The organism is Scandinavium tedordense (genome assembly GCF_024764965.1).
In the GTDB taxonomy this organism is placed as follows: domain Bacteria; phylum Pseudomonadota; class Gammaproteobacteria; order Enterobacterales; family Enterobacteriaceae; genus Scandinavium; species Scandinavium tedordense.
Genome location: NZ_JALIGG010000057.1, coordinates 523,161 through 547,666 on the forward strand (window position 1 = coordinate 523,161; position 24,506 = coordinate 547,666).

Consider the following 24,506-nt stretch of genomic DNA (forward strand, 5'->3'; position numbering starts at 1 on the left):
ATGAGTACATTAGAACCTCCGGTTCGCGCAAAACAGCCGGGCAGCTTTGCCGTATATCTGTCAAAAATGCAGATGAAACACGGGCGAAAATTGGTGATCGCGCTGCCGTATCTGTGGCTGTTTCTGCTGTTTTTACTGCCATTTCTGATTGTCTTTAAAATCAGCCTGGCGGAAATGGCGCGTGCGATCCCCCCTTATACCGACCTGTGGGAATGGGCCGACGACCAGATTACCCTGACGCTTAACATCGGCAACTTCCTGCAACTGACGGACGATCCGCTGTACGTTGAGGCGTATTTGCAGTCGTTGCAGATAGCGGCGATTTCGACCGTTTTCTGCCTGCTGCTCGGCTACCCGCTGGCATGGGCGGTGGCGCACAGTAAGGCGTCAACGCGTAACATTCTACTGCTGTTGGTCATTCTGCCGTCGTGGACCTCGTTCCTTATTCGCGTGTATGCATGGATGGGGATCCTGAAAAGTAACGGCGTGCTGAATAACTTCCTGATGTGGACCGGGATTATCCATCAACCGCTGGAAATTCTGCACACCAATCTGGCGGTGTATATCGGCATTGTGTACGCCTATCTGCCGTTTATGGTGCTGCCGATTTACACCGCGCTGACCCGCATTGATTACTCGCTGGTGGAAGCCTCGCTGGATCTGGGCGCGAAGCCGCTGAAAACCTTCTTCAGCGTGATCGTGCCGTTGACCAAAGGCGGGATTATCGCCGGGTCGATGCTGGTGTTTATTCCGGCGGTAGGGGAGTTTGTTATCCCGGAACTGCTCGGCGGCCCGGATACCATCATGATTGGTCGTGTGTTGTGGCAGGAGTTCTTTAATAACCGCGACTGGCCGGTGGCCTCGGCGGTGGCGGTGGTGATGTTGCTGCTGCTGATTGTGCCGATTATGTGGTTCCACAAACATCAGCAAAAACAGATGGGGGAACACGGATGAATAACTTACCGGTCGTTCGCTCGCCGTGGCGAATTTTGATTCTGATATTGGGATTCTCGTTCCTCTACGCGCCAATGCTGATGCTGGTCATCTATTCCTTCAACAGTTCCCGGCTGGTGACGGTGTGGGCGGGCTGGTCGACACGCTGGTATGGCGAACTGTTCCGCGACGATGCGATGATGAGCGCCGTGGGCCTGAGCCTGACCATTGCCGCCTGTGCGGCGACGATGGCGGCTATTCTCGGCACTATCGCCGCTGTTGTGATGGTGCGTTTCGGGCGCTTCCGCGGTTCGAACGGCTTTGCGTTTATGATAACCGCGCCGCTGGTAATGCCGGACGTCATCACCGGCCTGTCGCTGCTGTTGCTGTTCGTTGCACTCGGGCACGCCACCGGCTGGCCGTCCGATCGTGGGATGTTCACCATCTGGCTGGCGCACGTTACCTTCTGTACCGCGTACGTGGCGGTGGTGATTTCGTCGCGTCTGCGCGAACTTGACCGCTCGATTGAAGAGGCGGCGATGGATCTTGGCGCGACGCCGCTGAAGGTCTTTTTCGTCATCACGCTACCGATGATTATGCCTGCGGTGGTTTCCGGTTGGCTGCTGGCATTTACGCTGTCGCTGGATGACCTGGTTATCGCCAGCTTTGTTTCCGGGCCGGGCGCAACCACATTGCCAATGCTGGTGTTCTCCAACGTGCGAATGGGGGTTAACCCGGAAATCAACGCCCTGGCGACGCTCATTCTGGGCGTGGTCGGGATTGTTGGTTTAATAGCCTGGTTCATCATGGCAAGGTCTGAAAAGCAGCGTGTACGCGATATCCAGCGTGCAAGACGCGGTTGAACCGCTTAAAATATAAAGCGTTGTGTCATCGTCTCCTCGGGCTTCCCGGGGAGACGTTTTCATGGAAGGCCACAATTGCGATTCTTCTCTAAAACCCGACATTCACATGCTCGTCTGAACGTCCCTGCGCTGGTGCAGGTGGCGGCGCTCGCGATTATCCTGATTCGTGCGTTGGATTTGCTGATGATCCTCAATCTACTGGGCCCGCTGGGCATGGTGGAATTCGTGCGCCGTAGCGTTCAAACCTGGACGTTGACGCTGGTGTTTATGGCGAGCCTGGTGCTGGTCTTCGTGGAAATCTGGTGCGCATTTTCGCTGGTCAAAGGGCGAAACTGGGCGCGCTGGACCTACTTCCTGACGCAGGTTATTGCCGCCGGCTACCTGTGGGCCGCGTCGTTAGGTTATGGTTATCCAGAACTGTTCAGCATTGCGGGCGAATCCAAACGTGAAATTTTACGTTCGCTGGTGATGCAAAAACTGCCCGACATTCTGGTGCTGATGCTGCTTTTTGTGCCTGCCGCCAGCCGTCGGTTTTTCCGTCTGCAATAACGGTGATACAATCCCGGCCCTCTGGAATTTCAAAGGTCTTTGTATGCAGTGCGCACTCTATGATGCCGGACGCTGTCGCTCCTGCCAGTGGCTCGAACAGCCGGTATTCCAACAGCTTGCCGCCAAAATGGCGGATCTTCAGCAACTGCTGTCGTCTTCGACGGTAGAAGCGTGGTGCGCACCGGTTAGCGGCCCGGAAACGGGTTTTCGTAACAAAGCCAAAATGGTCGTCAGCGGCAGCGTTGAAAAACCGCTGCTCGGGATGCTGCATCGCGACGGCACGCCGGAAGATTTATGCGATTGTCCACTGTATCCCGCCTCGTTTGCCCCGGTATTTTCCGCCCTTAAACCGTTTATCGCCCGCGCGGGTCTGACGCCGTATAACGTCGCGCGTAAGCGTGGGGAGCTGAAATATTTGCTGCTGACCGAAAGCCAGCTCGATGGCGGGATGATGCTGCGGTTTGTACTGCGCTCTGACGCCAAGCTGGAACAGCTACGCGCGGCGCTGCCCTCATTACAGGCTCAGCTCCCGCAGCTGAAAGTGATTTCAGTGAATATTCAGCCGGTGCACATGGCTATCATGGAAGGTGAGCAGGAGATTTTCCTCACTGACCAGCAGGCGTTGGCCGAGCGTTTTAACGACGTGCCGCTGTGGATCCGCCCGCAAAGTTTCTTCCAGACTAACCCGACGGTGGCGAGTGAACTGTATGCCACCGCCCGCGATTGGGTACGCGGCTTACCGGTTCAGCATATGTGGGATCTCTTTTGCGGCGTGGGCGGCTTTGGTTTGCATTGCGCCACGCCAGAAATGCAACTGACCGGGATAGAGATCGCGCCAGAAGCCATTGCCTGTGCGAAACAGTCGGCGATGGAGCTGGGATTGCATAATTTGCATTTTCAGGCGCTTGATTCCACGCAGTTTGCGACCCATCAGGGCACCGTACCTGAGCTGGTGCTGGTGAATCCGCCACGTCGTGGAATTGGCAACGCGTTATGCGATTATCTCAGCGATATGGCGCCGCCGTTTATCATCTATTCCAGCTGTAATGCGCAGTCGATGGCAAAAGATTTCAGCCATCTGCCAGATTACCGAGTGGCGCGTGTGCAGCTGTTTGATATGTTCCCGCACAGCAAACACTACGAAGTGCTGACGCTGTTGATTCGACGTTAAAATGAGGCCGGACGGCGACAGCGCCACGTCCGGCCAGTCATCTTATTTAGACATACTGTCTTTTTTCATCTCATCTTTCTTCATGCCATCCATTTTGCCCATACTGTCCTTTTTCATTTCGTCTTTCTTCATACCGTCTTTACACATGCCATCTTTGCACATCTTGTCGTGGGGTTTTGACATCCCGTCTTTGGCCATGCCGTCGTGGGACATCGACATGTTGTCTTTCGCCATACTGTCTTTGCTCATGCTGTCGGCGGCCTGAACGTTAAACATCACCAGGGCAGAGAAAGCAGCTGCTGCAAGCATTAATTTTTTCATGGGAATTCCTCATTTTTACGTTGTGAAGTGCTTCTGGGTTTAACTGCCACCAAACCAGTTGTAACCCTGGTCTTCCCAGTAACCGCCCGGGAAACGATTGGTGACTTCGATGGATAAAACGTGTTTTGGGTTTTTGTAGCCGAGCTTGGTCGGGATACGGATTTTCATCGGATAGCCGTATTCCGGCGGGAGAATGTTGTTATCCCAGGTCAGGGCCAGTAGCGTTTGCGGATGCAACGCAGTAGCCATATCAATGCTGGTGTAGTAATCATCCGCGCAGCGGAAACTGACATATTTCGCGCGCATATCCGCACCAATCAGCTGTAAGAACTGGGCGAACGGCACACCGCCCCATTTGCCGATGGCGCTCCAGCCTTCGACGCAGATATGGCGGGTGATTTGGCTGACCTGCTGCATGTGATACAGCTCGGGCAGCGTCCAGCGTTTGGTGTCACGCACCAGGCCCATAATTTCCAGTTGAAAATCACGACCATCAATCTGCGGAATATCGTCCGGGCCATAAAAGGCATTAAACGGGAACGGACGGGTAATATCGGCCTCTGTATATTCAGGCGCCAGATGACGGTGGCTGAACAGAAAACCCTGTACCCGGTCATTGAAGCGGGACATGCGGGACAGCGCAGTCTCGACGCTTTCGTTATCGCTGATATCACAGCCGGTCAGCATCATGATGCCACCGAGGGTCAGTCCCTGGCGCAGCACGCGTCGGCGCTCAGGGCTAAGTAATTTTTCTGCGTCCTTCACGAGGTCGCGGGCGTCACTGTCGGAAAGAAAACTGGGCTTTTTCATCTGTTCTCCTTAACGGCCCCGCAGCATGGCGAGCAGCGTACGCGGCACCAGCAGCACCATCAGCAAATGGATAACCACGAACAACGCTATGGCGCTCATACAGAAAAAGTGGATATAACGTGCAGCTTCGTAGCCGCCAAGCAGCTCACGCAGGAGCGGAAACTGCACGGATTTCCACAACACCAGACCAGATAGCACCAGCCCGACGCCCAGCAGAATGACTCCGCCGTAGGCCAGCTTTTGCACCATGTTGTAATGGCTGAGGTCGGCGTGCTGGAGCTTGCCGCGCAACGCTTGTTTTAGGTCATTGAATAATTCACGCAGCGACAGTGGGAAGAATTTGCGTTTGAAATGGCCGCTGATAATGCCGAGCGATAAATAGACCGTGGCGTTAATCACCAGCACCCACATCATGGCGAAATGCCACTGCAGCGCGCCGCCGAGCCAGCCGCCGAGCGTAATTTCCGCCGGGAAAGAGAAACCGAACAGGGGAGAGGCGTTATAAATACGCCAGCCGCTAAACATCATGCCCGCGATGGCAATGGCATTAACCCAATGGCAGCATCGCAGCCAGAGCGGGTGAATCGTTTTGGAATGCGTCCGGGACATGGTCGGCTCTCCGTGAATGACATGTCACCAGCATGCGTGATTTCTTATCACCACATCCTCACGGAAGTTTAAATAAAATGTGATAACTTGCGGCGCCCGCCTGCGTTAAGCTTGGATAAAAGACTGCTGGTGAAACGCTATGAATAACCCAAAGAAAATACTGCTGGTGGAAGACGATCAGGATATCGCGACCTTGCTGCGGCTAAACCTGCAGGATGAGGGTTATCAGATTGTCCACGAAGCGGATGGCCATCAGGCGCTGGTTCAGCTGGAAAAACAGGTCTGGGATGCGGTGATCCTCGATTTAATGTTGCCCGGCGTCGACGGCCTGGAGATTTGCCGCCGTATTCGTCAGATGACGCGCTACCTTCCGGTTATCATTATCAGCGCACGAACCAGTGAAACGCACCGCGTGCTGGGTCTTGAAATGGGTGCGGATGACTATCTGCCAAAACCCTTTTCAGTGCTCGAGCTGATTGCGCGCGTGAAAGCGCTGTTTCGCCGCCAGGAAGCAATGGGGCAGAACATTCGTATGGAAGGCGGGCTGATTTCCTGCCACGGGTTGAGTATTGATCCGTTGAGCCGCGAAGTGCGCCTGCGCGGTGACATAATCGAACTGACGCCGCGCGAGTTTGACCTGCTGTACTGGTTTGCCCGCCATCCCGGCGAAGTGTTTTCGCGTCTGTCGCTGCTGGACCACGTTTGGGGTTATCAGCACGAAGGTTACGAGCATACCGTCAACACCCATATCAACCGTCTGCGCATCAAAATCGAACGCGACCCCGCTGAACCGGAAATTATCCTGACGGTGTGGGGGAAAGGTTATAAGTTCGCCAGCGCGAAAACGGAGCACACGACATGATCCGCCGCCTCAGCCTCAGCCAGCGGTTGACGCTGGTATTTTCCGCCATTTTGCTGCTCTGCGCGGTGGCGGCGTGCAGCGTGCAGCTGTACAGCACCAGCCAGTACGGTAGCGCGATGGTGCAGCGTTTGTCCGCCGGGCTGGCGCAGCAGATCGTTAACAGCGAACCGCTGCTGGATAAAAAAGGCGACGTGAACCGCCAGACGCTGCAAACATTGTTTACCCGGCTGATGACGCTTAACCCCAGCGTCGAGCTGTATCTGGTCTCACCTGAAGGGGAATTACTGGCCGACGCCGCGCCAGCGGGCCATGTGAAGCGGCAGAAAATCGACATCGCGCCGTTGCAGACTTTCCTCGGCGGCGCGGCGTGGCCTATTTTTGGTGACGATCCGCGCAGCCTGGATAAAGAAAAAGTGTTCAGCGTTGCGCCGGTAAGATTCAACGGCGAGCTGCACTGCTATCTGTACATTATTTTGCAGGGCGAAGATCTCAACGCGCTTTCCGACAGCGCGTGGCAGAAAGCGCTGTGGAGCACGGTGCTGTGGTCGCTGCTTTTGGTGGCGCTGTTTGGTTTGCTGGCGGGCGTGATGGTCTGGTACTGGGTGACGCGCCCGGTGAAACAGCTGACGGCGGACGTGCGTGGTCTGGATCAGGACAGCATTAGCGCCATCAAACAGCTGGCGCAGCAGAGGCCGGAAATTGAACCGGCCAACGAAGTGGCTATTCTGCATAACACCTTTATCGAGCTGGCGCGCAAAATTGCCAGCCAGTGGGATCAGCTTTCCGACAGCGATCGCCAGCGGCGTGAATTTATCGCCAACATTTCGCATGATTTGCGTACGCCGCTGACTTCACTGCTAGGCTACCTCGAAACGTTGTCGATGAAAGCCGATACGCTGTCGCCGGAAGACAACCGTCAGTATCTGGCGATTGCGCTGCGTCAGGGGCATAAAGTGCGACACCTGTCGCAGCAGCTGTTTGAGTTAGCGAAACTTGAGCACGGCGGCATCAAGCCGCAGCTGGAACGGTTTGCCATCGGCGAACTGATTCAGGATGTCGCGCAGAAGTTTGACCTGGCCATCGAAACGCGGCAGTTAAAACTGCAGGTGGAAATGCCGCGTTTACTGCCTCTGGTGAATGCCGACGTGTCGATGATTGAACGGGTGGTCACCAATTTGCTGGACAACGCGGTACGCCACACGCCGGTCGGCGGCACAATTCAGCTGCGTATCTGGCAGGAGAACGATCAGCTACAGGTGGAAGTCGCGGACAGCGGGCCGGGCATCGAGCAGGCATTACGCGAACAGCTATTCCAACGACCTTCGGCGCTCAATGCCCGCAGTGCGCGAGAAGATCGCGGTGGGCTGGGGTTGCTTATCGTCCGCCGGATGCTGGAATTGCACGGCGGCGGGATTCGTCTGATGGAAGCCACGCCGGGGGCCTGTTTCCGATTTTACGTACCGCTCTAATTTCAAAGACCAAAAAGCCGGACAATCGCCCGGCTTATTTAATCTCAGTACATCAGGGGATTACTGCGGAAACCACTGGTTGCTGATTTTCTGGTATGTTCCGTCGGCCTTAATCGCTTTCAGCGCACCGTTCAGTTTTTCCAGCAGCGCTTTGTTATCCGGACGTACGGCGATCCCAAGGCCTGTACCGAAGTACTGCGGATCGGTCACTTTTGGCGTGGCGACACCCAGCTGCGGGTTGGTTTTCAGCCATTCATTGACCACTGCCGTGTCGCCAAACACGCCGTCGATACGGCCAGTTTTGAGGTCGATGATCGCATTCTGGTAACTGTCATACGCCACGGTTTTTACTTCCGGGTGCTTATCCTGAAGGTATTTTTGGTGCGTGGTGCCGTTTTCCATGCCGATACGTTTGCCTTTCAGCTGCTCAAAAGAGGTGAACTCGCCCTTTTTCGCAATCACCAGCGCCGAGTTGGCGTAGTACGGATCGGTGAACGCCACCTGTTTGCTGCGTTCCGGTGTGATGTCCATCCCGGAGATCACTGCGTCATACTTTTTGAATTTCAGCGACGGGATCAGGCTGTCAAAGGCGTGGTTGGTGAAGGTGCACTCCGCCTGCATTTGGTTGCATAACGCTTTGGCCAGATCGATATCAAAACCGGCAATCTGGTTATTGGCATCAAGGGATTCAAACGGAGGATAGGTGGCGGACACGCCAAAGCTGATTTTCTCTGCTGCAGCCGCGCCTGTGGCGAAAGTGGCAAGCAGCGCTGCCAGAATAAGTTTCTTCATGGTAAAGCTCCCGTCGGTCAATCTTATGATGTTGTGCCGTCTCTGAGGCAGGGAGTTACCTTGCCATTTTGTGAATTTGTATGCAATAAAAATGATTAAGTATTTCAATGTGGAATAAAAAAAAAGCGGACGCTCTGACGAGTGCCCGCTTAGTTGTCGATATTTTATGCAGTATTAATTGCGACGTTCAAATGCCAGCGCTTTGCGTTCCACGAGACGCATGATTAACGTCAGTAAACCGTTGACCACCAGATACACCAGACCTGCGGCACCAAATACCATCACGTCATACGTGCGTCCGTACAGCAACTGCCCGTGACCCATGACTTCCATCAGCGTGATGGTGTAGGCCAGAGACGTACTCTTGAACACCAGCACCACTTCGTTGGAGTAAGAGGAGAGGGCGCGCTTAAATGCATACGGCAGCAAAATGGCCAGCGTGTCTTTCTTGCTCATCCCCAGCGCGCCACAGGATTGCCACTGGCCTTCCGGAATGGCGCGGATCGCACCAAAGAACAGCTGAGTGGTATACGCGGCGCTGTTAAGCGACAGGGCAATCATTGCGCATAGCCAGGGTTCGGAGAGCAGATGCCACAGCGCAGGATAGTTCTGCAACTGAGGAAACTGACCCGGGCCGTAGTAAATCAGGAAGATTTGCACCAGTAATGGCGTGCCGGTAAACAGCGTGATGTAGGCGCGGACAATCCATACCAGCACCGGCGTTTTCAGCGTCAGAATGATGGTGAAAATCAGCGACAGGATCAGCGCCAGCACAATTGAGGCCACGGTCAGCGTCAGGCTGGTATGCAGCCCTTTCAGCAGTTCGGGTAAATACTCAAGCATCAGCCTGGTCTCCGTTCAAAGCGAGTCGCGCGCAGGTCAATGCGTTTGAGGATGTACTGACTGAGCAGGGTGATGACGAGGTAAATCGCCGCCGCCACGATGTACCAGGTAAACGGTTCCTGTGTACGGGTGGCGATGCTTTTGGTTTGCAGCATCAAATCGTTCACGCTGATAAGCGACACCAGCGCGGTATCTTTCAGTAGCACCAGCCACTGATTACCGAGCCCTGGCAGCGCGTGGCGCCACATTTGCGGCATCACCAGACGGAAGAAAATGGCTGCTTTGGACAGCCCAAGTGCCTGGCCGGATTCCCACTGGCCCACCGGCACCGCTTTCAACGCACCGCGCAGGGTCTGCGATGCGTAAGCTGAATAGAGCAGGGACAGCGCAATCACGCCGCACAGGAACGGGCTAACGTCGAAGTTTTCAATCTGCACCTGCACCGGGATCTGTGCAAAACCGAGGTTCAGCGTAAAACCGTCGGACAGCATGAGCAGCAGTTGCGAAGAACCAAAGTAGATGAACAGGACCACCAGAATTTCCGGTAATCCACGCAGAATGGTGACCAGACCAGTGCCGACCCACGCGACGGGACGCCATTTAGCTGACTCCCACACCGCAAAGATCATCGCCAGCACCAGGCCAATCGCCAGAGCACAAACGGCAAGGCCGACGGTCATCCCGGCGGCACTTGCTAATGGAAACATTTCGTTCATCAAGAATTACTTCTGGAACCATTTGCTGTAGATGGTCTTGTACGTCCCATCCTGCTTCACTTTGGTCAGCGCGTCGTTCAGCTTCTGCTGCAGATCGCTGTTACCCTGACGTACGGCGATGCCGAGGCCAGTACCAAAGTAGTCTTTATCTGTCACTTTATCGCCAATCGCTGCCAGTTTCGGATCGGCTTTCAGCCACTCGGTCACCACCGCAGTATCGCCGAACACCGCGTCAATGCGGCCGTTCTGTAAATCCAGCTTCGCATTCATGTAGCTGTCATAAGGCACCGTGGTGATTTCCGGATGCTTATCAGTAATGAATTTCTGGTGAGTGGATCCGTTCTGCATACCCACTTTTTTACCTTTCAGCGCGGCGATATCAGCCACTTTGCCTTTCTGGCCGACGAACAGTGCAGAGTTTTCGTAGTAAGGCTGGGTGAACAGGACCTGCTTTTCACGATCAGGAGTGATGTCCATACCGGAAATCACCGCGTCAAAACGACGGAATTTCAGGCTTGGGATCAGGCTGTCGAACGCCTGGTTGGTGAAAGTACAGGTGGCGTCGATCTGTTTGCACAGCGCGTTCGCCAGATCCACGTCGAAGCCGACAATCTTGTTGTTGGCATCCATGGATTCAAACGGAGGATAAGAGGCTTCCATCGCAAAACGAATAGTCTGGGCTGCACCAGCGGAAAGGCTGACGCTGGCGAGCAGCGCGGCAATCACGATTTTTTTCATTGTCATTGTTCCCGAAAACATCAGTGTGAAAGATAGTTTTTAAACGCTTCGGTCTGCGGCTCGGCAAAGCAACGCGCATCCCCTTGCTCTATGATGTGACCGTTTTCCATATACACCACACGACTGGCAGTTTTACGCGCCACTTCGACTTCATGGGTGACGATCACTTGCGTTATTTGGGTCTGAGCCAGCTCACGAATGATGCTTACAATCTGGGCGGTGATTTCCGGATCCAGTGCGGCGGTTGGCTCATCAAACAGCAGAACCTGTGGTTCCATCATCAGCGCACGGGCAATGGCCACGCGCTGCTGCTGACCACCGGAAAGGTGTAAAGGATAGCGGTCGCTGTAAGGTTTCAGACGTAGACGTTCCAGTAACTTTTCGGCACGCGCCAGCGCCTGCTCTTTCGATAAACCGAGCACGCGGCAGGGGGCTTCAATCAGGTTTTGCTGGACGGTTAAGTGCGGCCACAGATTGTACTGCTGGAAGACCATCCCGACGTTTTGACGCAATTCGCGTATCGCTTTATCGGAAGGGGCTTTGTTGAAATTGAATTGATTTCCCGTAATGGAGAGCTGGCCGGAGCGCGGCATCTCCAACAGGTTAAGCACGCGCAACAGCGAACTTTTTCCCGCGCCGCTAGGGCCAAGCAGCACCAGCGTTTCACCCTGCGGGCAATCCAGGGTTATGTCGAACAGCGCCTGATGTGCGCCGTAAAAGCAGTTAATGCCTTCTAGTTTTATACTCATCCGGGAAATCTGACACCGATAGCTATTGAGGCCGCAGATAGTAACGTTCACAGAATAGTTATGCAATATTTCTGCGTTAAAACTTAAATATAAACCACGTTTATACTTAAAGTTAGCACAAAATAGCGAGGGCGCAGGGGCAAGGAAATAAATGTCGGCATCCATCACAGAATGCCAGACATTTAACCTGAGTTATTAAAGGGATTTTATTTAGTCAGCGTCTGGCGCAGCGTGCCTGCCGGAGCGTGAACGGTGCCGCCGAGGTAGCGCACGTCGTCTACAGCCCAGCACTGACCTTCGCGGATCATCAGCACTTCATCCTGCCAGCTCTGAGAACCTTGTTTCAGTTCAACGCGAAGCGGAATGTTGCGTGCGTCCGTATTTGGGATGGTTGATGCGCTGGCCACATCAGCGCTGTCGGCGGGTGTCGTGCGGCTGGAGAACAAGTCTTCCTGCATCAGAGCGCGTTTATTCGGATCGTTGTTCGCATCGTTAAGCACTTTAGCCAGATCGTCGCTCAGGTACGGACGCAGTGCGGCTAAATCAGTGGTGCGGTGCTGAATGTGATAGTCATAAAACTTTTGTGCAACAGTGTCTGGGCCACCTTCTACGCAAGGACCTGAACGGGTACCGATATCCTTGAACGCAGGTGTGACGGTGGTACAGGCGCTCAGTAAAAGGGCGCAAGGGACAAGAAGAGCTGCGGCAGAGTAGCGCATGAGTGATTTCCTTATTTTCCCGTCATACTTCAAGTTGCATGAGCAGGCTTGCCGCCGCCCTGCAACTCGAATTATTTAGGGTATAGACTAACTACGGTATTTAGATGTTTTCAAGCATAGCGTATCGGTACGATAATGTGTTTGATTAACTGAGCTAAGGCATTGAAGAAGGAGGACGAATGCAATTTTCAACGACCCCAACACTGGAAGGGCAAACCATCGTCGAGTACTGCGGCGTGGTGACCGGGGAAGCGATTCTCGGCGCGAACATTTTCCGTGATTTTTTTGCCGGTATCCGCGATATCGTCGGTGGGCGCTCCGGTGCGTACGAAAAAGAGCTGCGCAAAGCGCGTGAAATTGCGTTTCAGGAGCTTGGTGAGCAGGCCAAAGCGTTGGGCGCGGATGCGGTGGTTGGCATCGATATCGACTATGAAACCGTCGGCAAAGACAGCAGCATGCTGATGGTAAGTGTCAGCGGTACTGCGGTTAAAGTGCGCCGATGAAGCGTTTTTTACCGATAGCCCTGGCGCTGCTGTTGGCGGGCTGTGGCAGTGATAACGATGCCAGTCGGCAGAATCTCATCAGCAAACCGGGCTATATGCTGGATACGAGCCATCCGGCGCCCAATGCTTACCCGCGCATCAAAATGCTGGTTATCCATTACACCGCCGGTGATTTTGAGACGTCTCTGGCGACGCTGACGGATAAGCAGGTCAGTGCGCATTACTTGATCCCGGACACGCCGCCTGAACGCAAAGGTAAACCACTTATCTGGCAGTTGGTTCCGGAACAGGATCTGGCCTGGCATGCGGGGGCCAGCTTCTGGCGTGGGGCCACGCGTATAAATGACACATCAATTGGTATCGAACTGGAAAACCAAGGCTGGGAGAAAACCGCGGGCATAAAAAGTTTTACGCCTTTCTCTCCGTCGCAAATCAATGCGCTTATCCCGCTGGCAAAAGACATCATTGCCCGTTATCACATTGAACCGCAAAACGTGGTGGCGCATGCGGACGTTGCGCCGCAGCGTAAAGACGATCCTGGGCCGCGTTTTCCATGGCAACAGCTGGCGAAGCAGGGCGTAGGCGCGTGGCCTGATGAAAATCGGGTGGCATTTTATCTCAACGGCCGTCAGCCGTCGGAGCAGGTGAATAGCGGGTCAGTGCTGGATTTGCTCGCACGTTATGGCTATGAAGTGACACCGGGTATGACCTACACGCAGAGAAAACGGGTGATTATGGCGTTTCAGATGCACTTCCGCCCCGAACGGTGGGACGGCGTGGCGGATGCGCAAACTCAGGCGATAGCCGAAGCGTTACTGGAAAAATATGGTCAGGGTTGAGTGACCGGTTACGTTCTGGCCACCGCAAGTCAGAACGTAACGAATTGAAATAGATAGTGATATTTATACAATTTACGAAACACACATTTCAAATTTCGATCTGATAAATTGACTTAACTTATTCATCCCGCCTATGATTAAACCACTCCGCAAGACATTTTTAATATAAAAAAGTGTGCGCGAATAAAATTATTGCATCGTTAATGGGTTACTAAGGCTTTAATAACGTGGTGGCGTGTGATTGTTTGCAATTACATGAAGCGATGTTATTACCTTCAATATCTTTATTAAATTGAGTAAAAACTATGTTAAGTATTTACGGTAAAAGCTTGCGCCCGGAATCTGAATTGAGATCAATTATCGATTTAACCAAAGATTACCCTGAGAAAAAGTTAAAAAAATGGCAAAAATTTTCAGGCTCTGACAGCAACAGTATTTATATTCTTCTGGAAGGTGAAGTTGAATTTCGCCGTTCATGCGATGAGTTATGTATGTTCACCATACAAGGACCGTTCGTCTTTGGTCTTGCCAACCTGTTTTACGATATCAGCAATGTTCACGGTGTTGCTCGTTCAAATATCATGGTGCGCGAGATTGATAAAAATGACTTTATCCAGATGGTAACTGAACACAATCAATGGAAAGCGCTGACGAAAGTCCTCTCGTGGTTCTTGTGTGTCTTTAAAAAACGCGATGACGTGCTGGTTGCCCGCAGTGCTTACCAGGTCATTCGTGAGTTTTTACTCGAAATATATGAACTGATCATTAATCACAATCGCGACATTAACGTTTATGATTACATTCAGGAATATACCGACCTGGCACGCAGCACTATTATAAAAATCCTTTCCGATTTAAAAAAAGGACAGTATATAGTGATTGAAAAAGGCCGTTTGTTGAGTATGACTACTCTACCGGAACGTTATTGATTATATCCTGCCATTTAAATTCGCGTCCTCTTTGTCGATAATATGGGGTATTTATGTGGTCGGTGAACCCATGTACTTTCCTGCACTTTTATTTCGCCCCAACGATTGAGGTGCTGAAATGAGATCCGCTGTACCTGATGATGCTGGTTGCGTAATGGACAGATCATCTTGCGGTGTAACGTCAGGGATTTTTCCTTGCGCATAATCCTGCTGTTGTTCTTTTATCGCCTGTAATAATCGCTCTTCTAACGAGGGACTATTTACTGCTGGCTGTGAGGTACTGCTTATAGGTAATGACGAGTTGTCACCACTGCCAGGCAAAAGTTGCGTGGCCAGAGAACCGTCCGGCGTGTGCTTCCAGTCATCATCGTCCGTTCTATCGGATACCTTATTTTGACTCGCTGGTGTAGCCGTTTGCGGTACTGGCACTGGTGTCGGTGGCGGGAACGCTTTTGTCACATAGACGTAATGCATATCTGAAAGTATCACATCCTGCTTACCCACCTTTTTTACCGACGATGGGGGGCCGGGATGTCGGCATTGCCAGTACAGATGAGCATAGAACCCCGCGGTCACCAACGTGACCAGACAGATCAGCCAGAAAATCCCTTTTAGCAACCATTGACGCAAGTCCGGCAGTCGCCGGGTGAAATAGACCGCTTCACCCGTGGCGGCGCTGCGCTGTGCGGCGAGACGTATCACAGACATTATGACCCGCTCCCTTGTTGTGGTGTGTTGGTGTCAGTCAGATGCACCGCATCCGTCACCGTTGGTGCCATACCGACAGCATGTATCAGACGGAATAATGTTTCATCACCGGGTAGGCCATCGACGCGTAAACCCATTTTTGTCTGGAATTCCCGGATACGCTTAACCAGTTCTGTCGACCACGTCGTGGTGTGGATCACCGGCAGGCCCAGCGCCTGACTTAACGCGTTGTCGAGCCAGCTGATATCGTTAACCTGGCTGGCTGCGCTTACACTGTTTTTCCCATCCGGCGTTAGCCGATGCAGCAGGGTGTAATTGCCCGTGGCGTTCTGTGTAAACCAGTTGCGTGAGACTTGCCAGGTGCGGTTATTAAGCAGCAAATCGATCGTATTATTTTCAATATGTACCACGACGGCGTAATTCAGACGCTCGCCGGTTTTCAGTTCAGCAATCCACGGATAGCCTCCGCTTTCCAGTTCCGTGAGTGTGGCCTTACCCTGTCTGCACTGGAGCATCACTCGGCCAGCGTTCTGACATAAAGCATCATCAGCCGTTGCCGCATAGCCCCAGATTTTATAGAGCTGATGCATACCGTCAGCCGGGCTTATCGCCTCGTTGTTAATTGATGGGGGCAAGGGAGGGACCTCGGCATGCGCCATGCGCTTCCAGCTCACCGGTGTCGGTACAGATAATGACAATTTAGCGGTCCATGACGGCGGAACATACCAGCCACCCGCCAGGCAGGCGAGCATGGCAATCAGCGCTACAGTCGCCCATTTTTTAGTGGATCGACGGGCCGGGATGATTTCGCTGGCCGCAAGACGTAAATGCCGGGCGCTGACCCTGGAGGCGCGTTCAGTCCACGCCGCCAGCAGTGCCAGATGCGCCAGGCGGTTGACCTGCGTGAGATTGCCCTGCGTCAGAGCGTGTATTTTACGGATACGATCGCGTGGGAAGGGAGAAGTTTCCACGCCTTGTTCTTCCATTCGGGCGGCAAAGTAGGCCTGGCATTCACGGCCTGACAGAGGACGCATGCTGTGCCGGGTATGCACCAGGCCTGGCAGTCCGGAGTCTGACATCAGTTTCGCTTCTGCCTGCGCCGTACCGGTCAGCAGGAGTGTCAGGGTAAAACCCAGTTCCTGTGCGCGGGTCAGCAGCATGCCCAGCACTGACCAGGCAGTGTCACGCATTGCCTGCGCGGCTGAGATTACCAGAAGTTTGGTCGCCGGCTTTTTACTGCAGCATTGCGACTGCCAGCGCTGCAAAATAGCATCGATAGCCTGAATCCGGTTTTTGCTGCTCTTTGCCTCTGGATGGAGTTTATACAGCAGCGTCTCAGCGGATAATTCCGGAAAGGCATTAATGGTTTGTGAGCCAACGAACGACTCGCTCAGTGTATCGCTAAATTGCTTGAGTAATTCTTCGTCACCACTAAAGAGTCCAGCGATACCTGGTTGAGTAGCGTTTTCTGCCAGCATGCCGTACACATCCTGATGATAGGCGACAGTGAACTTGCCTGATGTGGTCGTGACCTGCCTGAACGGCGGAGTCGCGAATTGAAAATATTGCAAATACATAGCGAGTTCACTCTGTCTCTAATTTTACCAGGATGGAAATGTGCCCCGACAAAGTATGTGAAGCCCTTAATATCGTCAATTTGCGTTGAGGATAAAAGTAGTCGCGCTTTTTCCACTTCATTCCGGAGAGGGAAGTCAACGGTTTTTTTCGTGAAAGTTAATAGCGAAGACAGTGGAGCGAACAGCCCAGGATGATTAAAATCTGCACCTATTAATTGGATTTGAAGCCATGCCCTTGTGGTCATAGGCGATTAAGGTTTTCTCTATCCAACATAATTCAAGATACAGAACAAAAGGCTTTGGCTTTTTGAGCAGATGCAGCCAACGCACATGCAACGTGAAGTATGATAGGTATATAAGGTTTTTATAATGAGGATGCCGTTTTTATACCGGCTGGTGACGCCCTGTATGATGTTTGTTTTGATGATGCTCGGCGGGTATCAGGGTTATATCGCTTATAAAGATTATAAAAAAGTTGTTGATAAATTAACAGGTGCTAAACATCGGGCCCGTAAAACGGGCGAGGAAGCTACACCTTTTTTACTCTTCACGCCAACCGTTGAACAGGTTAATACGCAAACCGTCACCCTGACACCGCTGTCAGCTGAAGTTGAAGGCATTGTTCACAGTGATGAAGCCTGGCTCTCTTTTGCAATGATTAAGACCGGCGGTCAGCAGCGTAGCTATCGGGAGGGCGATACACTTTCTGACCATGATGACGCATGGGTTGAGGCGATCAATAAGGACCGCGTGGTGGTGCAATATCAGGGGGTATCACACGCGCTGGAACTTAAGCCGCCTGATTATTTTAAAGGTGAGGTACAGACGCCACCGGTGGAAAAAGTGACGGCCAGTATGCGTCTTGCTGGCTTGAGTTTGAGCCATTATTTTGTGCTCAAACCGGCTATGCAGGATGGAAAACTTCAGGGTTATAACATTAATCCCCGGAATGCCTCCGACTATTTTAAATACAGCGGGTTTGAGCTGGGGGATATTGTCGTAAAAGTTGATGAGAGCGATATGACGCAAGCAGAGCAAGCAAAAGCCGTTATCGCAAACTGGTCTAAAATGAAAGCGGCGGAGGTCGTTGTACGACGCCACGCTCAATTGAAAAACATTCAAATTAATGTTTTAAACAATTAACAAGCGTAACCAATATGAATAAATTTCCATGGGCGTGTGCTTCTCTGGTTGCACTCGCGTTATATTCGGGTTCAACCCTGGCGGCGACATTCAGCGCCAGTTTTAAAAATACCGATATTCGTGAGTTTATTGATACCGTCAGTCGTAATCTGAATAAAACCATTCTCGTCGATCCCTCCATTCAGGCGGAGATCTCGGTCAAAACGTATAACGTGCTGACCGAGGATGAATATTATCAGTTTTTCCTTAGCGTACTGGATTTGTACAGTTTGTCGGTGATCCCGATGGACAATGGAATGATCAAAGTCGTGCGCTCAACGGCCGCGCGTATCGCTGGTGCGCCTGTGGTGGACAGCAAAAATCCCGGCAAAGGTGATGAAATAATCACCCGCGTTGTGCGCATGGAAAATGTGCCAGTACGTGAACTCGCCCCTTTGCTACGTCAGTTGAATGATGCATCCGGCTTAGGAAATGTTGTCCATTTTGAGCCCTCTAACGTGCTGTTGCTCACCGGTAAAGCCTCGGTGGTGAATCGCCTGGTCGATGTGGTGGCGCGTGTGGATAAGTCGGGGATGCAGCGCCGTGAAATCGTACAGCTGAAGTTCGCATCTGCCCGCGAATTGTCAGACATGCTGAACAACCTCAACAATGAGGAGCAAAAAGGGCAAAACGCACCGCAGTTGGCGACAAAAGTGGTCGCGGAAACCGAAACAAACAGTCTGGTTATCAGCGGTACGGCAGAAGCCCGTGGGCGAACACGCCAGCTGATCAGCAAACTGGACCGCGAACAGGATAATCAAGGCAACACCCGAGTGTTCTACCTGAAATACGCCAGTGCGACCAAAATTGTGCCCGTGCTGACGGGGATCGGCGATCAAATGAAAGATAAAACCGGGCAGGTGAAAAACAAAAGCAGTGCAAGTAAAGATGATCTGAGTATTAGTGCCGATGAATCCACTAACTCTTTGGTGATCACCGCCCAACCCAATGTGATGAATTCACTTGAAAAAGTGATCGAAAAACTGGATATCCGCCGGGCGCAAGTGCTGGTCGAGGCGATTATCGCCGAAGTCCAGGACGGTTCCGGACTGGATGCGGGCGTGCAGTGGAGCAGCAAACATGGAGGCACACAGTTTACCGGCACGGGTTTACCTATTGGCCAGGTGAAGAGTGGGGCAAACAAGGGCGTAGGATTCAATGGCCTGGCGACTGGGTTCTTTAATGGCGATTTCGGCGTGCTGTTGAGCGCCCTGTCGACCGACGGCAAGAACGATATTCTCTCCACGCCGAGTGTGGTGACTCTCGACAACAAAGAGGCGTCATTCAACGTGGGGCAGGACGTCCCGGTGCTCTCCGGTTCGCAAACCACCACCGGTGATAACGTCTTTAATACCGTTGAACGCAAAACGGTGGGGACCAAACTCAAAATTGTTCCCCAGATCAACGATGGCGACACGATCCATCTGAAAATTGAACAGGAAGTGTCGAGTGTTGACGCCAACGCCACGGAAGATGCGTCCCTCGGTCCGACGTTTAACACCCGCACCATCAGTAATGAAGTGATGGTACACAGCGGTCAGACCGTGGTACTGGGCGGGCTTATCGAGAATGTCACCAAGCAGAACGTATCGAAAGTGCCGCTGCTGGGAGATATTCCGCTGGTCGGCCAACTGTTCCGCTACACCTCTCAGGATACTTCGAAGCGCAACTTGATGGTGTTTATCCATACCACCGTGCTGCGTGATGACGACAATTTCAGTGCCGCTTCGAAAGAGAAATACGACCAGGTGCGGGCCCGCCAACAGCAGCGTCTGGAAGAGAAGAAACTCGGCATTATTGAACCGGAAGGAAATACGGTGCTGCCTGCCTGGTCGGAAAAATCACCGACAGCGCCAGCCACCTCGACTTCAACCTCAATGCCGCGTAATCCCTTCGCAGAATAATGGCAGGTAAGAGACATGGACGAGCTGACTAACTATTTGTGTAGCAGTAACTATGCCAAAGAGCATGGCGTACTGTTTTACGACAATCAGGCGTATGTGCGTGAGAATGCACCGATGTTTGCCTTGTTAGAACTCCGCCGGGCATTAGGACGATCGTATATTCCGATGCTCCTGACTGCTGAGGCGTTTGATGAGCTGTTGCAGCGTATCTGGCAACAGAGCAGCGGTGTTTCGCAGCAACTGGTGGACGATATGGATGCCGACATCGACCTGATGGCGCTCACCGAAGAGATCCCCGATAACGAGGATTTGCTGGATAACGATGAAAACTCACCGGTTATCCGGTTGATCAACGCCATTCTCGGCGAAGCGGTGAAAGAAGGGGCGTCGGATATCCATATTGAAACCTTCGAGCGCTCGTTGGGTATCCGTTTTCGCGTCGACGGTGTGCTGAGACTGGTTCTGCAACCGGCACGCAAACTGGCGCCGTTATTGGTCTCAAGGATCAAGGTCATGTCAAAGCTGGATATCGCGGAAAAACGTCTGCCGCAGGATGGACGTATTTCCCTGCGCATCGGGCGTAAGGCTATCGATGTGCGTGTCTCGACCATTCCTTCGCAATATGGCGAGCGGGTAGTGATGCGTCTGCTGGATAAGAGCAACCTGAGACCCGACATTGACAAGCTGGGACTGATTGACGCAGAGCTGAAACAGCTGAAGGGACTGATTGCGCGGCCGCATGGCATTATCCTGGTGACCGGCCCGACCGGTTCCGGAAAAAGTACCACCCTGTACGCCATTCTGTCGGCGCTGAATGGTCATGAACGCAATATTCTGACGGTCGAAGATCCTATCGAGTATGAGCTGGAAGGCGTCGGGCAGACCCAGGTCAATCCCCGCGTGGAGATGACATTTGCCCGTGGCCTGCGTGCCATTCTGCGTCAGGATCCTGACGTGGTGATGATCGGGGAAATTCGTGACGGTGAAACCGCACAAATAGCCGTCCAGGCCTCCTTGACCGGCCACCTTGTGATGTCCACGTTGCATACCAACAGTGCGGCGGGGGCAATTACCCGTCTGCGGGATATGGGGCTGGAATCGTTTTTGATTGGTTCCTCGCTGCTTGGGGTTATTGCCCAGCGGCTGGTTCGTCGTTTGTGCACGCACTGCCGGACAACCACTCCGCTGGATAGCAGTGAAAGCGTCTTGTTCAGTTTTATGGCCACCCCGCCAAAAGTGATTTATCGCGCTGTCGGCTGTGAACATTGCCGTCAGAGTGGCTATCAAGGCCGCGCGGGCATTCATGAATTCCTGGTTGTCGACAGCACCATGCGCCGGGCTATCCATGAAGACAAAGATGAAATGGCCATCGAAACCGCGCTGTTCAAACAGGCTTACAGTCTGCGAGAAAACGGTTTGATGAAGGTGATCGACGGCATCACCTCGCTGGAAGAAGTAATGCGCGTTACTGCCGAGCACGGAGGGGACGAATAATGGCCTGGTTTGCCTGGCGCGCCACCGACGCTGCGGGAAAAACGCGGCGCGGAACCCTGCAAGCAGAAAGCCCCAAACAGGTACGCCAGCAACTGCGCGAACAACAGTTATTACCGCTCAGCATCAGTACGGTCAGTGAACAGTCGGTGGGGAAATCATCGCAGCAAAAAAGCAAAATTACTGCGGCATCGCTGTCGCTATTTACCCGGCAGCTTTCAACGCTGGTCAATGCTGCCCTGCCGCTGGAGACTGCGTTAAAAGCCATTTCCCGACAGTCGGAAGATAAAAAACTGTCGGTACTGGTGAGTGAGATCCGCGACAAAGTAGTAGAAGGCCATACGCTAAATGAAGCACTCAGCCAGTATCCGCGCATTTTTGACAAACTTTACTGTGCACTGGTGATGGCGGGTGAAAAGTCAGGGGCGTTGGGCGGCGTGCTGGAAAAGTTGGCGGAATACAACGAACAGCGACAGAAAATGAAAAGCAAACTGACTCAGGCAATGGTTTATCCGCTCACCCTGACGGTGGTGGCGGTGGTCGTTATTTGTATTTTGCTGGTGGCCGTGGTGCCGCAGGTGATTGATCAGTTTACACATATGAAACAACAACTGCCGATGACCACCCGTATTCTGATTGCGGTGAGTGATTTCTTGCAGGCTTACGGCTTGCTGATGGGTGTCAGCCTGGTGGTCGCCGCTATTGGCTGGAAAATCTGGCTTAAAAAGCCACAAAACCGCTTTGCTTATCATCGCTGGCTGGTGACGCGCTCACCGATTCAGAAACTGGTACGGGCGATTAATAGTGCTCGCTATATCCGTACATTAAGTATTTTACAGGCCAGTAGTGTCCCGCTACTCGATGGCATGTTGATTGCCATGGAAGGTCTGGAGAACGGTTACGCCCGGCAGCTAATGGCCACGGCCGCAGAGACCGTTCGTCAGGGCTCGACCCTACATGCCGCGCTGGAGCAGGCGCGTCTGTTCCCTCCGACCATGTTGTATATGGTGGCCTCAGGAGAAGAGAGCGGTGAGCTTGGGCCACTCATGGACAGAGCCGCAGAAAACCAGGAGAGCGCACTACAGCATCGTATTACGTTAACGCTTTCTGTATTCGAACCGGCACTGGTCGTCACTATGGCAACCGTGGTGTTGTTTATTGTGCTGTCAATATTACAACCAATTCTTCAACTCAATAATATGGTGGGATAAAACAATTATGCAACGAAATAATATATTACATGTAAGGCGCCAGCAGGGTTTTACATTACTCGAACTGATGGTGGTTATTGTTATTCTTGGCGTATTAGCCAGTATGGTCGTACCCAACCTGATGGGGAATAAAGAACGTGCCGATAACCAAAAAGCGGTCAGTGATATTGTGGCGCTCGAAGGTTCATTGGATATGTATAAACTCGATAACCATCGTTACCCGACGACAGACCAGGGTCTGCAGGCGCTGGTGACCAAACCTGAAGTGGCGCCGATCCCGAATGGATATCGTACTGAGGGGTATATTCGCCGTCTGCCAACCGACCCATGGGGCAATGATTATCTGCTTGTCAGTCCTGGCGAACATGGCGCGGTGGATGTTTTTTCTTCAGGGCAGGATGGTGAAGTCAATACGGCTGATGATATTACTAACTGGTCGCTGGATAAAAAAGAAAAATAATGAAGCAACGTGGGTTTACGCTGCTGGAGATTATTCTGGCACTGATGATTTTTGCCAGTAGCGCCATGTTGGTTGTCACTACAATCCCTTCGCGGAGTAGTGCGGATATATTTGGGCAGCACTTTAAGTCCCTCGTGGAATATGGTTCCGATCGGGCGGTGATGGATGGGAATATTCATGGCCTGGTGATCACCGACCAGTATTATCAGTTGGTCACTGCCCAGCAGAAAAATGACATCACGTACTGGGTACCGTTGACGGCCGGAAGGATCGTGACGCAGGGGCAATTTCCGCAAGAGATGCACGTCTCGCTCGCTCCCCAGCGTCTGGCGGCGACGCTTGATGCGGAACCCCAAATTATTTTTCTGCCGGACGGTGAAATAGGGCGTTTTACATTAATGCTGCAAAGCGTGGATAAACAGCACCGTTTTCGCGTGATTTCACAGGGAGCATCGCCGGTCAAGGTCGAAAATGATGAGTAAAGGTAACCACAAACAGCGAGGAATGACATTACTGGAGGTCATGGTGGCGTTAGCCATTTTTTCTACCGCCGCGCTAGCCTTAATGAATTCCGTCTCGCTGAACGTCCGTTTTACTCACAGCCTCGGTGACTCACTGCAAGCCAGTTGGCTGGCTGAGAATCAGCTGGCAGAAGCGGCTCTCGCGCAGCGTGATTTCCCCGCTGAGGCGCGGGAGGGTGATGAAACGATGGGCGGTCGTCAGTGGCACTGGCGCGAGCAGCGTGTCGATACCGGAGACAACGGCTTTGCCAATGAAGTCGCTATCTTTTCCGAAGGCGACGACAGCCATCCGGTTATTACGCTGCGGGTGCAAACCCCTGTTATCGGGGAAGAAACCGATGCGGCGCAGTGAGAGACAGCAAGGTTTTACCTTACTGGAGGTGATGATTGCGCTGACGGTGTTCGCCATCATCAGCCTGCTGGCCTGGCAAATTCTGGATGGTGCGATGCGTACCACGGCGGCAACCAATGTGCGGGCAAACGATCTTAATCAGTTACAGCGCGCGTACAACTTGCTGGAACGTGACTTCTTTCAACTGCAGGCCCGTGGTCCGCGTGATGCGCCAGACGTTGCTTTTATCTACAGCGATGAAGGGCTGCAATTGACCACGCTCAGTGGGATCAGTGGGCGGGTACAGCTCGAGCGTATCGGCTGGCGTTTTCATGATAAGCAGTTGTGGCGTGAAGTCTGGCCGGCGATTGATGCACCGGCTGAAAGTGAACCTGAAGAAGTACCTATCCTCGATAAGGTGAAAACAGCAGAGTGGCGTTTTTATCAGCAGGGATGGAGCGAGGAATGGAACGACACCTTGCATTTTCCTGAAGGGGTAGAGCTGGCATTGACCATGGAGAATGACGAAACCTGGCGCTGGGTCTTTCTGACGCCGGGCAATATGGATGTGTCAACCCTCACGCCTGTTGCACCAGATACTCAGCAGCAGCAGGAGGAGCAGAGCGATACGGTTAATCCGCCGGATACTTCGGCCGCTCAGCCCGCAGAAGCGCAACCCGTGACGAGCGGAGGCCAGCCATGAGGA

The 24,506-nt window shown here is 52.9% G+C and carries 28 protein-coding genes; 17 read left to right on the forward strand and 11 right to left on the reverse strand.

All coding sequences use genetic code 11. From position 1 onward, the window contains the following. From potH to rlmC, 4 genes are all read left to right on the forward strand, one after another. Nucleotides 1-954 carry a putrescine ABC transporter permease PotH gene (gene potH / locus MUU46_RS18435; protein ID WP_159753933.1) on the forward strand — a complete coding sequence of 318 codons (954 nt, stop codon included), beginning with the start codon at nucleotides 1-3 and terminating at the stop codon, nucleotides 952-954. Beyond that, nucleotides 951-1,796 carry a putrescine ABC transporter permease PotI gene (gene potI, locus MUU46_RS18440; RefSeq protein ID WP_159753930.1) on the forward strand — a complete coding sequence of 282 codons (846 nt, stop codon included), beginning with the start codon at nucleotides 951-953 and terminating at the stop codon, nucleotides 1,794-1,796. Before potH ends, potI begins: the two co-directional genes overlap by 4 nt. 75 nt (nucleotides 1,797-1,871) lie before the next feature. After that, nucleotides 1,872-2,345 (forward strand): YbjO family protein, encoded by a 474-nt coding sequence (locus tag MUU46_RS18445; protein ID WP_159753927.1) that lies wholly within the window; start codon nucleotides 1,872-1,874, stop codon nucleotides 2,343-2,345. Nucleotides 2,346-2,388: 43 nt separating this feature from the next. After that, the gene (gene rlmC, locus MUU46_RS18450) at nucleotides 2,389-3,516 is read left to right on the forward strand and encodes a 23S rRNA (uracil(747)-C(5))-methyltransferase RlmC (RefSeq protein ID WP_258966282.1); all 1,128 of its coding nucleotides are present in this window, start codon (nucleotides 2,389-2,391) and stop codon (nucleotides 3,514-3,516) included. Between the two features lie 42 nt (nucleotides 3,517-3,558). Here rlmC and MUU46_RS18455 read toward each other — a convergent pair whose 3' ends face one another. Genes MUU46_RS18455 through MUU46_RS18465 form a run of 3 tightly spaced genes read right to left on the reverse strand, consistent with a single transcriptional unit; the run spans nucleotide 3,559 to nucleotide 5,256 of the window. Beyond that, nucleotides 3,559-3,837 (reverse strand): hypothetical protein, encoded by a 279-nt coding sequence (locus MUU46_RS18455; protein WP_258966283.1) that lies wholly within the window; start codon nucleotides 3,835-3,837, stop codon nucleotides 3,559-3,561. 39 nt (nucleotides 3,838-3,876) lie between these two features. Further along, nucleotides 3,877-4,647 (reverse strand): molybdopterin-dependent oxidoreductase, encoded by a 771-nt coding sequence (locus MUU46_RS18460; protein WP_159753918.1) that lies wholly within the window; start codon nucleotides 4,645-4,647, stop codon nucleotides 3,877-3,879. Between the two features lie 9 nt (nucleotides 4,648-4,656). Then, nucleotides 4,657-5,256 (reverse strand): cytochrome b/b6 domain-containing protein, encoded by a 600-nt coding sequence (locus MUU46_RS18465; RefSeq protein WP_258966284.1) that lies wholly within the window; start codon nucleotides 5,254-5,256, stop codon nucleotides 4,657-4,659. Between the two features lie 139 nt (nucleotides 5,257-5,395). Here MUU46_RS18465 and MUU46_RS18470 point away from each other — a divergent pair, with 139 nt between their 5' ends. Both MUU46_RS18470 and MUU46_RS18475 read left to right on the forward strand, forming a co-directional pair. Further along, entirely contained in the window at nucleotides 5,396-6,118 is a 723-nt protein-coding gene (locus tag MUU46_RS18470; protein WP_159753912.1) for a response regulator transcription factor, read from the forward strand. Then, entirely contained in the window at nucleotides 6,115-7,587 is a 1,473-nt protein-coding gene (locus MUU46_RS18475; RefSeq protein ID WP_258966285.1) for a sensor histidine kinase, read from the forward strand. Before MUU46_RS18470 ends, MUU46_RS18475 begins: the two co-directional genes overlap by 4 nt. Before the next feature lie 60 nt (nucleotides 7,588-7,647). On the opposite strand, the gene artJ (MUU46_RS18480) is transcribed toward MUU46_RS18475, so the two are convergent. The 6 genes from artJ (MUU46_RS18480) to MUU46_RS18505 form a co-directional block, all read right to left on the reverse strand. Further along, nucleotides 7,648-8,379, reverse strand: coding sequence for an arginine ABC transporter substrate-binding protein ArtJ (gene artJ, locus MUU46_RS18480; RefSeq protein ID WP_258966286.1), 732 nt, complete (start codon nucleotides 8,377-8,379; stop codon nucleotides 7,648-7,650). A gap of 174 nt (nucleotides 8,380-8,553) precedes the next feature. After that, nucleotides 8,554-9,222: an arginine ABC transporter permease ArtM gene (gene artM / locus MUU46_RS18485; protein WP_258966287.1), complete on the reverse strand. Its 669-nt coding sequence runs from the start codon at nucleotides 9,220-9,222 to the stop codon at nucleotides 8,554-8,556. Continuing rightward, nucleotides 9,222-9,938 (reverse strand): arginine ABC transporter permease ArtQ, encoded by a 717-nt coding sequence (artQ, locus tag MUU46_RS18490; RefSeq protein WP_159753900.1) that lies wholly within the window; start codon nucleotides 9,936-9,938, stop codon nucleotides 9,222-9,224. The genes artM and artQ overlap by 1 nt, the downstream gene beginning before the upstream one ends. A 6-nt stretch (nucleotides 9,939-9,944) precedes the next feature. Next, nucleotides 9,945-10,676 (reverse strand): arginine ABC transporter substrate-binding protein, encoded by a 732-nt coding sequence (gene artJ / locus MUU46_RS18495; protein WP_159753897.1) that lies wholly within the window; start codon nucleotides 10,674-10,676, stop codon nucleotides 9,945-9,947. Nucleotides 10,677-10,696: 20 nt separating this feature from the next. Beyond that, nucleotides 10,697-11,425, reverse strand: coding sequence for an arginine ABC transporter ATP-binding protein ArtP (gene artP / locus MUU46_RS18500; RefSeq protein ID WP_258966288.1), 729 nt, complete (start codon nucleotides 11,423-11,425; stop codon nucleotides 10,697-10,699). A 206-nt stretch (nucleotides 11,426-11,631) separates the two neighbouring features. After that, nucleotides 11,632-12,144, reverse strand: coding sequence for a lipoprotein (locus tag MUU46_RS18505; RefSeq protein ID WP_110509941.1), 513 nt, complete (start codon nucleotides 12,142-12,144; stop codon nucleotides 11,632-11,634). 179 nt (nucleotides 12,145-12,323) lie between these two features. On the opposite strand from MUU46_RS18505, the gene MUU46_RS18510 reads away from it, so the two are divergent. From MUU46_RS18510 to MUU46_RS18520, 3 genes are all read left to right on the forward strand, one after another. Further along, nucleotides 12,324-12,647, forward strand: coding sequence for a heavy metal-binding domain-containing protein (locus MUU46_RS18510; protein ID WP_013366920.1), 324 nt, complete (start codon nucleotides 12,324-12,326; stop codon nucleotides 12,645-12,647). Next, complete coding sequence (locus tag MUU46_RS18515; protein ID WP_258966289.1) at nucleotides 12,644-13,486, forward strand: N-acetylmuramoyl-L-alanine amidase; 843 nt, start codon at nucleotides 12,644-12,646, stop codon at nucleotides 13,484-13,486. Before MUU46_RS18510 ends, MUU46_RS18515 begins: the two co-directional genes overlap by 4 nt. Before the next feature lie 305 nt (nucleotides 13,487-13,791). After that, the gene (locus tag MUU46_RS18520; protein ID WP_258966290.1) at nucleotides 13,792-14,415 is read left to right on the forward strand and encodes a helix-turn-helix domain-containing protein; all 624 of its coding nucleotides are present in this window, start codon (nucleotides 13,792-13,794) and stop codon (nucleotides 14,413-14,415) included. Nucleotides 14,416-14,466: 51 nt separating this feature from the next. Here MUU46_RS18520 and MUU46_RS18525 read toward each other — a convergent pair whose 3' ends face one another. Beyond that, the gene (locus MUU46_RS18525) at nucleotides 14,467-15,123 is read right to left on the reverse strand and encodes a type II secretion system protein GspB, cryptic system variant (protein WP_258966291.1); all 657 of its coding nucleotides are present in this window, start codon (nucleotides 15,121-15,123) and stop codon (nucleotides 14,467-14,469) included. Beyond that, nucleotides 15,123-16,601 (reverse strand): ExeA family protein, encoded by a 1,479-nt coding sequence (locus tag MUU46_RS18530; protein WP_258966292.1) that lies wholly within the window; start codon nucleotides 16,599-16,601, stop codon nucleotides 15,123-15,125. The genes MUU46_RS18525 and MUU46_RS18530 overlap by 1 nt, the downstream gene beginning before the upstream one ends. Before the next feature lie 510 nt (nucleotides 16,602-17,111). On the opposite strand from MUU46_RS18530, the gene gspC reads away from it, so the two are divergent. From gspC to gspJ, 8 genes are read left to right on the forward strand one after another with little or no spacing between them, the layout of a single operon-like run. Beyond that, nucleotides 17,112-17,843, forward strand: a complete 732-nt coding sequence (gene gspC, locus MUU46_RS18535; protein ID WP_159755228.1) for a type II secretion system protein GspC — start codon at nucleotides 17,112-17,114, stop codon at nucleotides 17,841-17,843. Nucleotides 17,844-17,857: 14 nt separating this feature from the next. Further along, nucleotides 17,858-19,786, forward strand: a complete 1,929-nt coding sequence (gspD, locus tag MUU46_RS18540) for a type II secretion system secretin GspD (protein WP_258966293.1) — start codon at nucleotides 17,858-17,860, stop codon at nucleotides 19,784-19,786. A 15-nt stretch (nucleotides 19,787-19,801) separates the two neighbouring features. Further along, entirely contained in the window at nucleotides 19,802-21,280 is a 1,479-nt protein-coding gene (gene gspE / locus MUU46_RS18545; RefSeq protein ID WP_258966294.1) for a type II secretion system ATPase GspE, read from the forward strand. Further along, nucleotides 21,280-22,488, forward strand: coding sequence for a type II secretion system inner membrane protein GspF (gspF, locus tag MUU46_RS18550; RefSeq protein WP_258966295.1), 1,209 nt, complete (start codon nucleotides 21,280-21,282; stop codon nucleotides 22,486-22,488). Before gspE ends, gspF begins: the two co-directional genes overlap by 1 nt. Nucleotides 22,489-22,495: 7 nt before the next feature. After that, nucleotides 22,496-22,948, forward strand: a complete 453-nt coding sequence (gene gspG, locus MUU46_RS18555; RefSeq protein ID WP_159753869.1) for a type II secretion system major pseudopilin GspG — start codon at nucleotides 22,496-22,498, stop codon at nucleotides 22,946-22,948. Beyond that, nucleotides 22,945-23,430, forward strand: a complete 486-nt coding sequence (gspH, locus tag MUU46_RS18560) for a type II secretion system minor pseudopilin GspH (protein ID WP_258966381.1) — start codon at nucleotides 22,945-22,947, stop codon at nucleotides 23,428-23,430. Before gspG ends, gspH begins: the two co-directional genes overlap by 4 nt. After that, the gene (gene gspI / locus MUU46_RS18565) at nucleotides 23,423-23,821 is read left to right on the forward strand and encodes a type II secretion system minor pseudopilin GspI (protein ID WP_159755225.1); all 399 of its coding nucleotides are present in this window, start codon (nucleotides 23,423-23,425) and stop codon (nucleotides 23,819-23,821) included. The genes gspH and gspI overlap by 8 nt, the downstream gene beginning before the upstream one ends. Continuing rightward, nucleotides 23,808-24,503 carry a type II secretion system minor pseudopilin GspJ gene (gene gspJ, locus MUU46_RS18570; protein ID WP_258966296.1) on the forward strand — a complete coding sequence of 232 codons (696 nt, stop codon included), beginning with the start codon at nucleotides 23,808-23,810 and terminating at the stop codon, nucleotides 24,501-24,503. The genes gspI and gspJ overlap by 14 nt, the downstream gene beginning before the upstream one ends. Nucleotides 24,504-24,506: the final 3 nt, after the last annotated feature.

What these genes read in the sequence shown, in the direction of transcription:
- potH (WP_159753933.1), top strand. Translation starts at nt 1, where the DNA reads ATGAGTACATTAGAACCTCCGGTTCGCGCAAAACAGCCGGGCAGCTTT.
- potI (WP_159753930.1), top strand. Translation starts at nt 951, where the DNA reads ATGAATAACTTACCGGTCGTTCGCTCGCCGTGGCGAATTTTGATTCTG.
- rlmC (WP_258966282.1), top strand. Translation starts at nt 2,389, where the DNA reads ATGCAGTGCGCACTCTATGATGCCGGACGCTGTCGCTCCTGCCAGTGG.
- MUU46_RS18455 (WP_258966283.1), bottom strand. Translation starts at nt 3,837, where the DNA reads ATGAAAAAATTAATGCTTGCAGCAGCTGCTTTCTCTGCCCTGGTGATG.
- MUU46_RS18460 (WP_159753918.1), bottom strand. Translation starts at nt 4,647, where the DNA reads ATGAAAAAGCCCAGTTTTCTTTCCGACAGTGACGCCCGCGACCTCGTG.
- MUU46_RS18465 (WP_258966284.1), bottom strand. Translation starts at nt 5,256, where the DNA reads ATGTCCCGGACGCATTCCAAAACGATTCACCCGCTCTGGCTGCGATGC.
- MUU46_RS18470 (WP_159753912.1), top strand. Translation starts at nt 5,396, where the DNA reads ATGAATAACCCAAAGAAAATACTGCTGGTGGAAGACGATCAGGATATC.
- MUU46_RS18475 (WP_258966285.1), top strand. Translation starts at nt 6,115, where the DNA reads ATGATCCGCCGCCTCAGCCTCAGCCAGCGGTTGACGCTGGTATTTTCC.
- artJ (WP_258966286.1), bottom strand. Translation starts at nt 8,379, where the DNA reads ATGAAGAAACTTATTCTGGCAGCGCTGCTTGCCACTTTCGCCACAGGC.
- artM (WP_258966287.1), bottom strand. Translation starts at nt 9,222, where the DNA reads ATGCTTGAGTATTTACCCGAACTGCTGAAAGGGCTGCATACCAGCCTG.
- artQ (WP_159753900.1), bottom strand. Translation starts at nt 9,938, where the DNA reads ATGAACGAAATGTTTCCATTAGCAAGTGCCGCCGGGATGACCGTCGGC.
- artJ (WP_159753897.1), bottom strand. Translation starts at nt 10,676, where the DNA reads ATGAAAAAAATCGTGATTGCCGCGCTGCTCGCCAGCGTCAGCCTTTCC.
- artP (WP_258966288.1), bottom strand. Translation starts at nt 11,425, where the DNA reads ATGAGTATAAAACTAGAAGGCATTAACTGCTTTTACGGCGCACATCAG.
- MUU46_RS18505 (WP_110509941.1), bottom strand. Translation starts at nt 12,144, where the DNA reads ATGCGCTACTCTGCCGCAGCTCTTCTTGTCCCTTGCGCCCTTTTACTG.
- MUU46_RS18510 (WP_013366920.1), top strand. Translation starts at nt 12,324, where the DNA reads ATGCAATTTTCAACGACCCCAACACTGGAAGGGCAAACCATCGTCGAG.
- MUU46_RS18515 (WP_258966289.1), top strand. Translation starts at nt 12,644, where the DNA reads ATGAAGCGTTTTTTACCGATAGCCCTGGCGCTGCTGTTGGCGGGCTGT.
- MUU46_RS18520 (WP_258966290.1), top strand. Translation starts at nt 13,792, where the DNA reads ATGTTAAGTATTTACGGTAAAAGCTTGCGCCCGGAATCTGAATTGAGA.
- MUU46_RS18525 (WP_258966291.1), bottom strand. Translation starts at nt 15,123, where the DNA reads ATGTCTGTGATACGTCTCGCCGCACAGCGCAGCGCCGCCACGGGTGAA.
- MUU46_RS18530 (WP_258966292.1), bottom strand. Translation starts at nt 16,601, where the DNA reads ATGCTGGCAGAAAACGCTACTCAACCAGGTATCGCTGGACTCTTTAGT.
- gspC (WP_159755228.1), top strand. Translation starts at nt 17,112, where the DNA reads ATGTTTGTTTTGATGATGCTCGGCGGGTATCAGGGTTATATCGCTTAT.
- gspD (WP_258966293.1), top strand. Translation starts at nt 17,858, where the DNA reads ATGAATAAATTTCCATGGGCGTGTGCTTCTCTGGTTGCACTCGCGTTA.
- gspE (WP_258966294.1), top strand. Translation starts at nt 19,802, where the DNA reads ATGGACGAGCTGACTAACTATTTGTGTAGCAGTAACTATGCCAAAGAG.
- gspF (WP_258966295.1), top strand. Translation starts at nt 21,280, where the DNA reads ATGGCCTGGTTTGCCTGGCGCGCCACCGACGCTGCGGGAAAAACGCGG.
- gspG (WP_159753869.1), top strand. Translation starts at nt 22,496, where the DNA reads ATGCAACGAAATAATATATTACATGTAAGGCGCCAGCAGGGTTTTACA.
- gspI (WP_159755225.1), top strand. Translation starts at nt 23,423, where the DNA reads ATGAGTAAAGGTAACCACAAACAGCGAGGAATGACATTACTGGAGGTC.
- gspJ (WP_258966296.1), top strand. Translation starts at nt 23,808, where the DNA reads ATGCGGCGCAGTGAGAGACAGCAAGGTTTTACCTTACTGGAGGTGATG.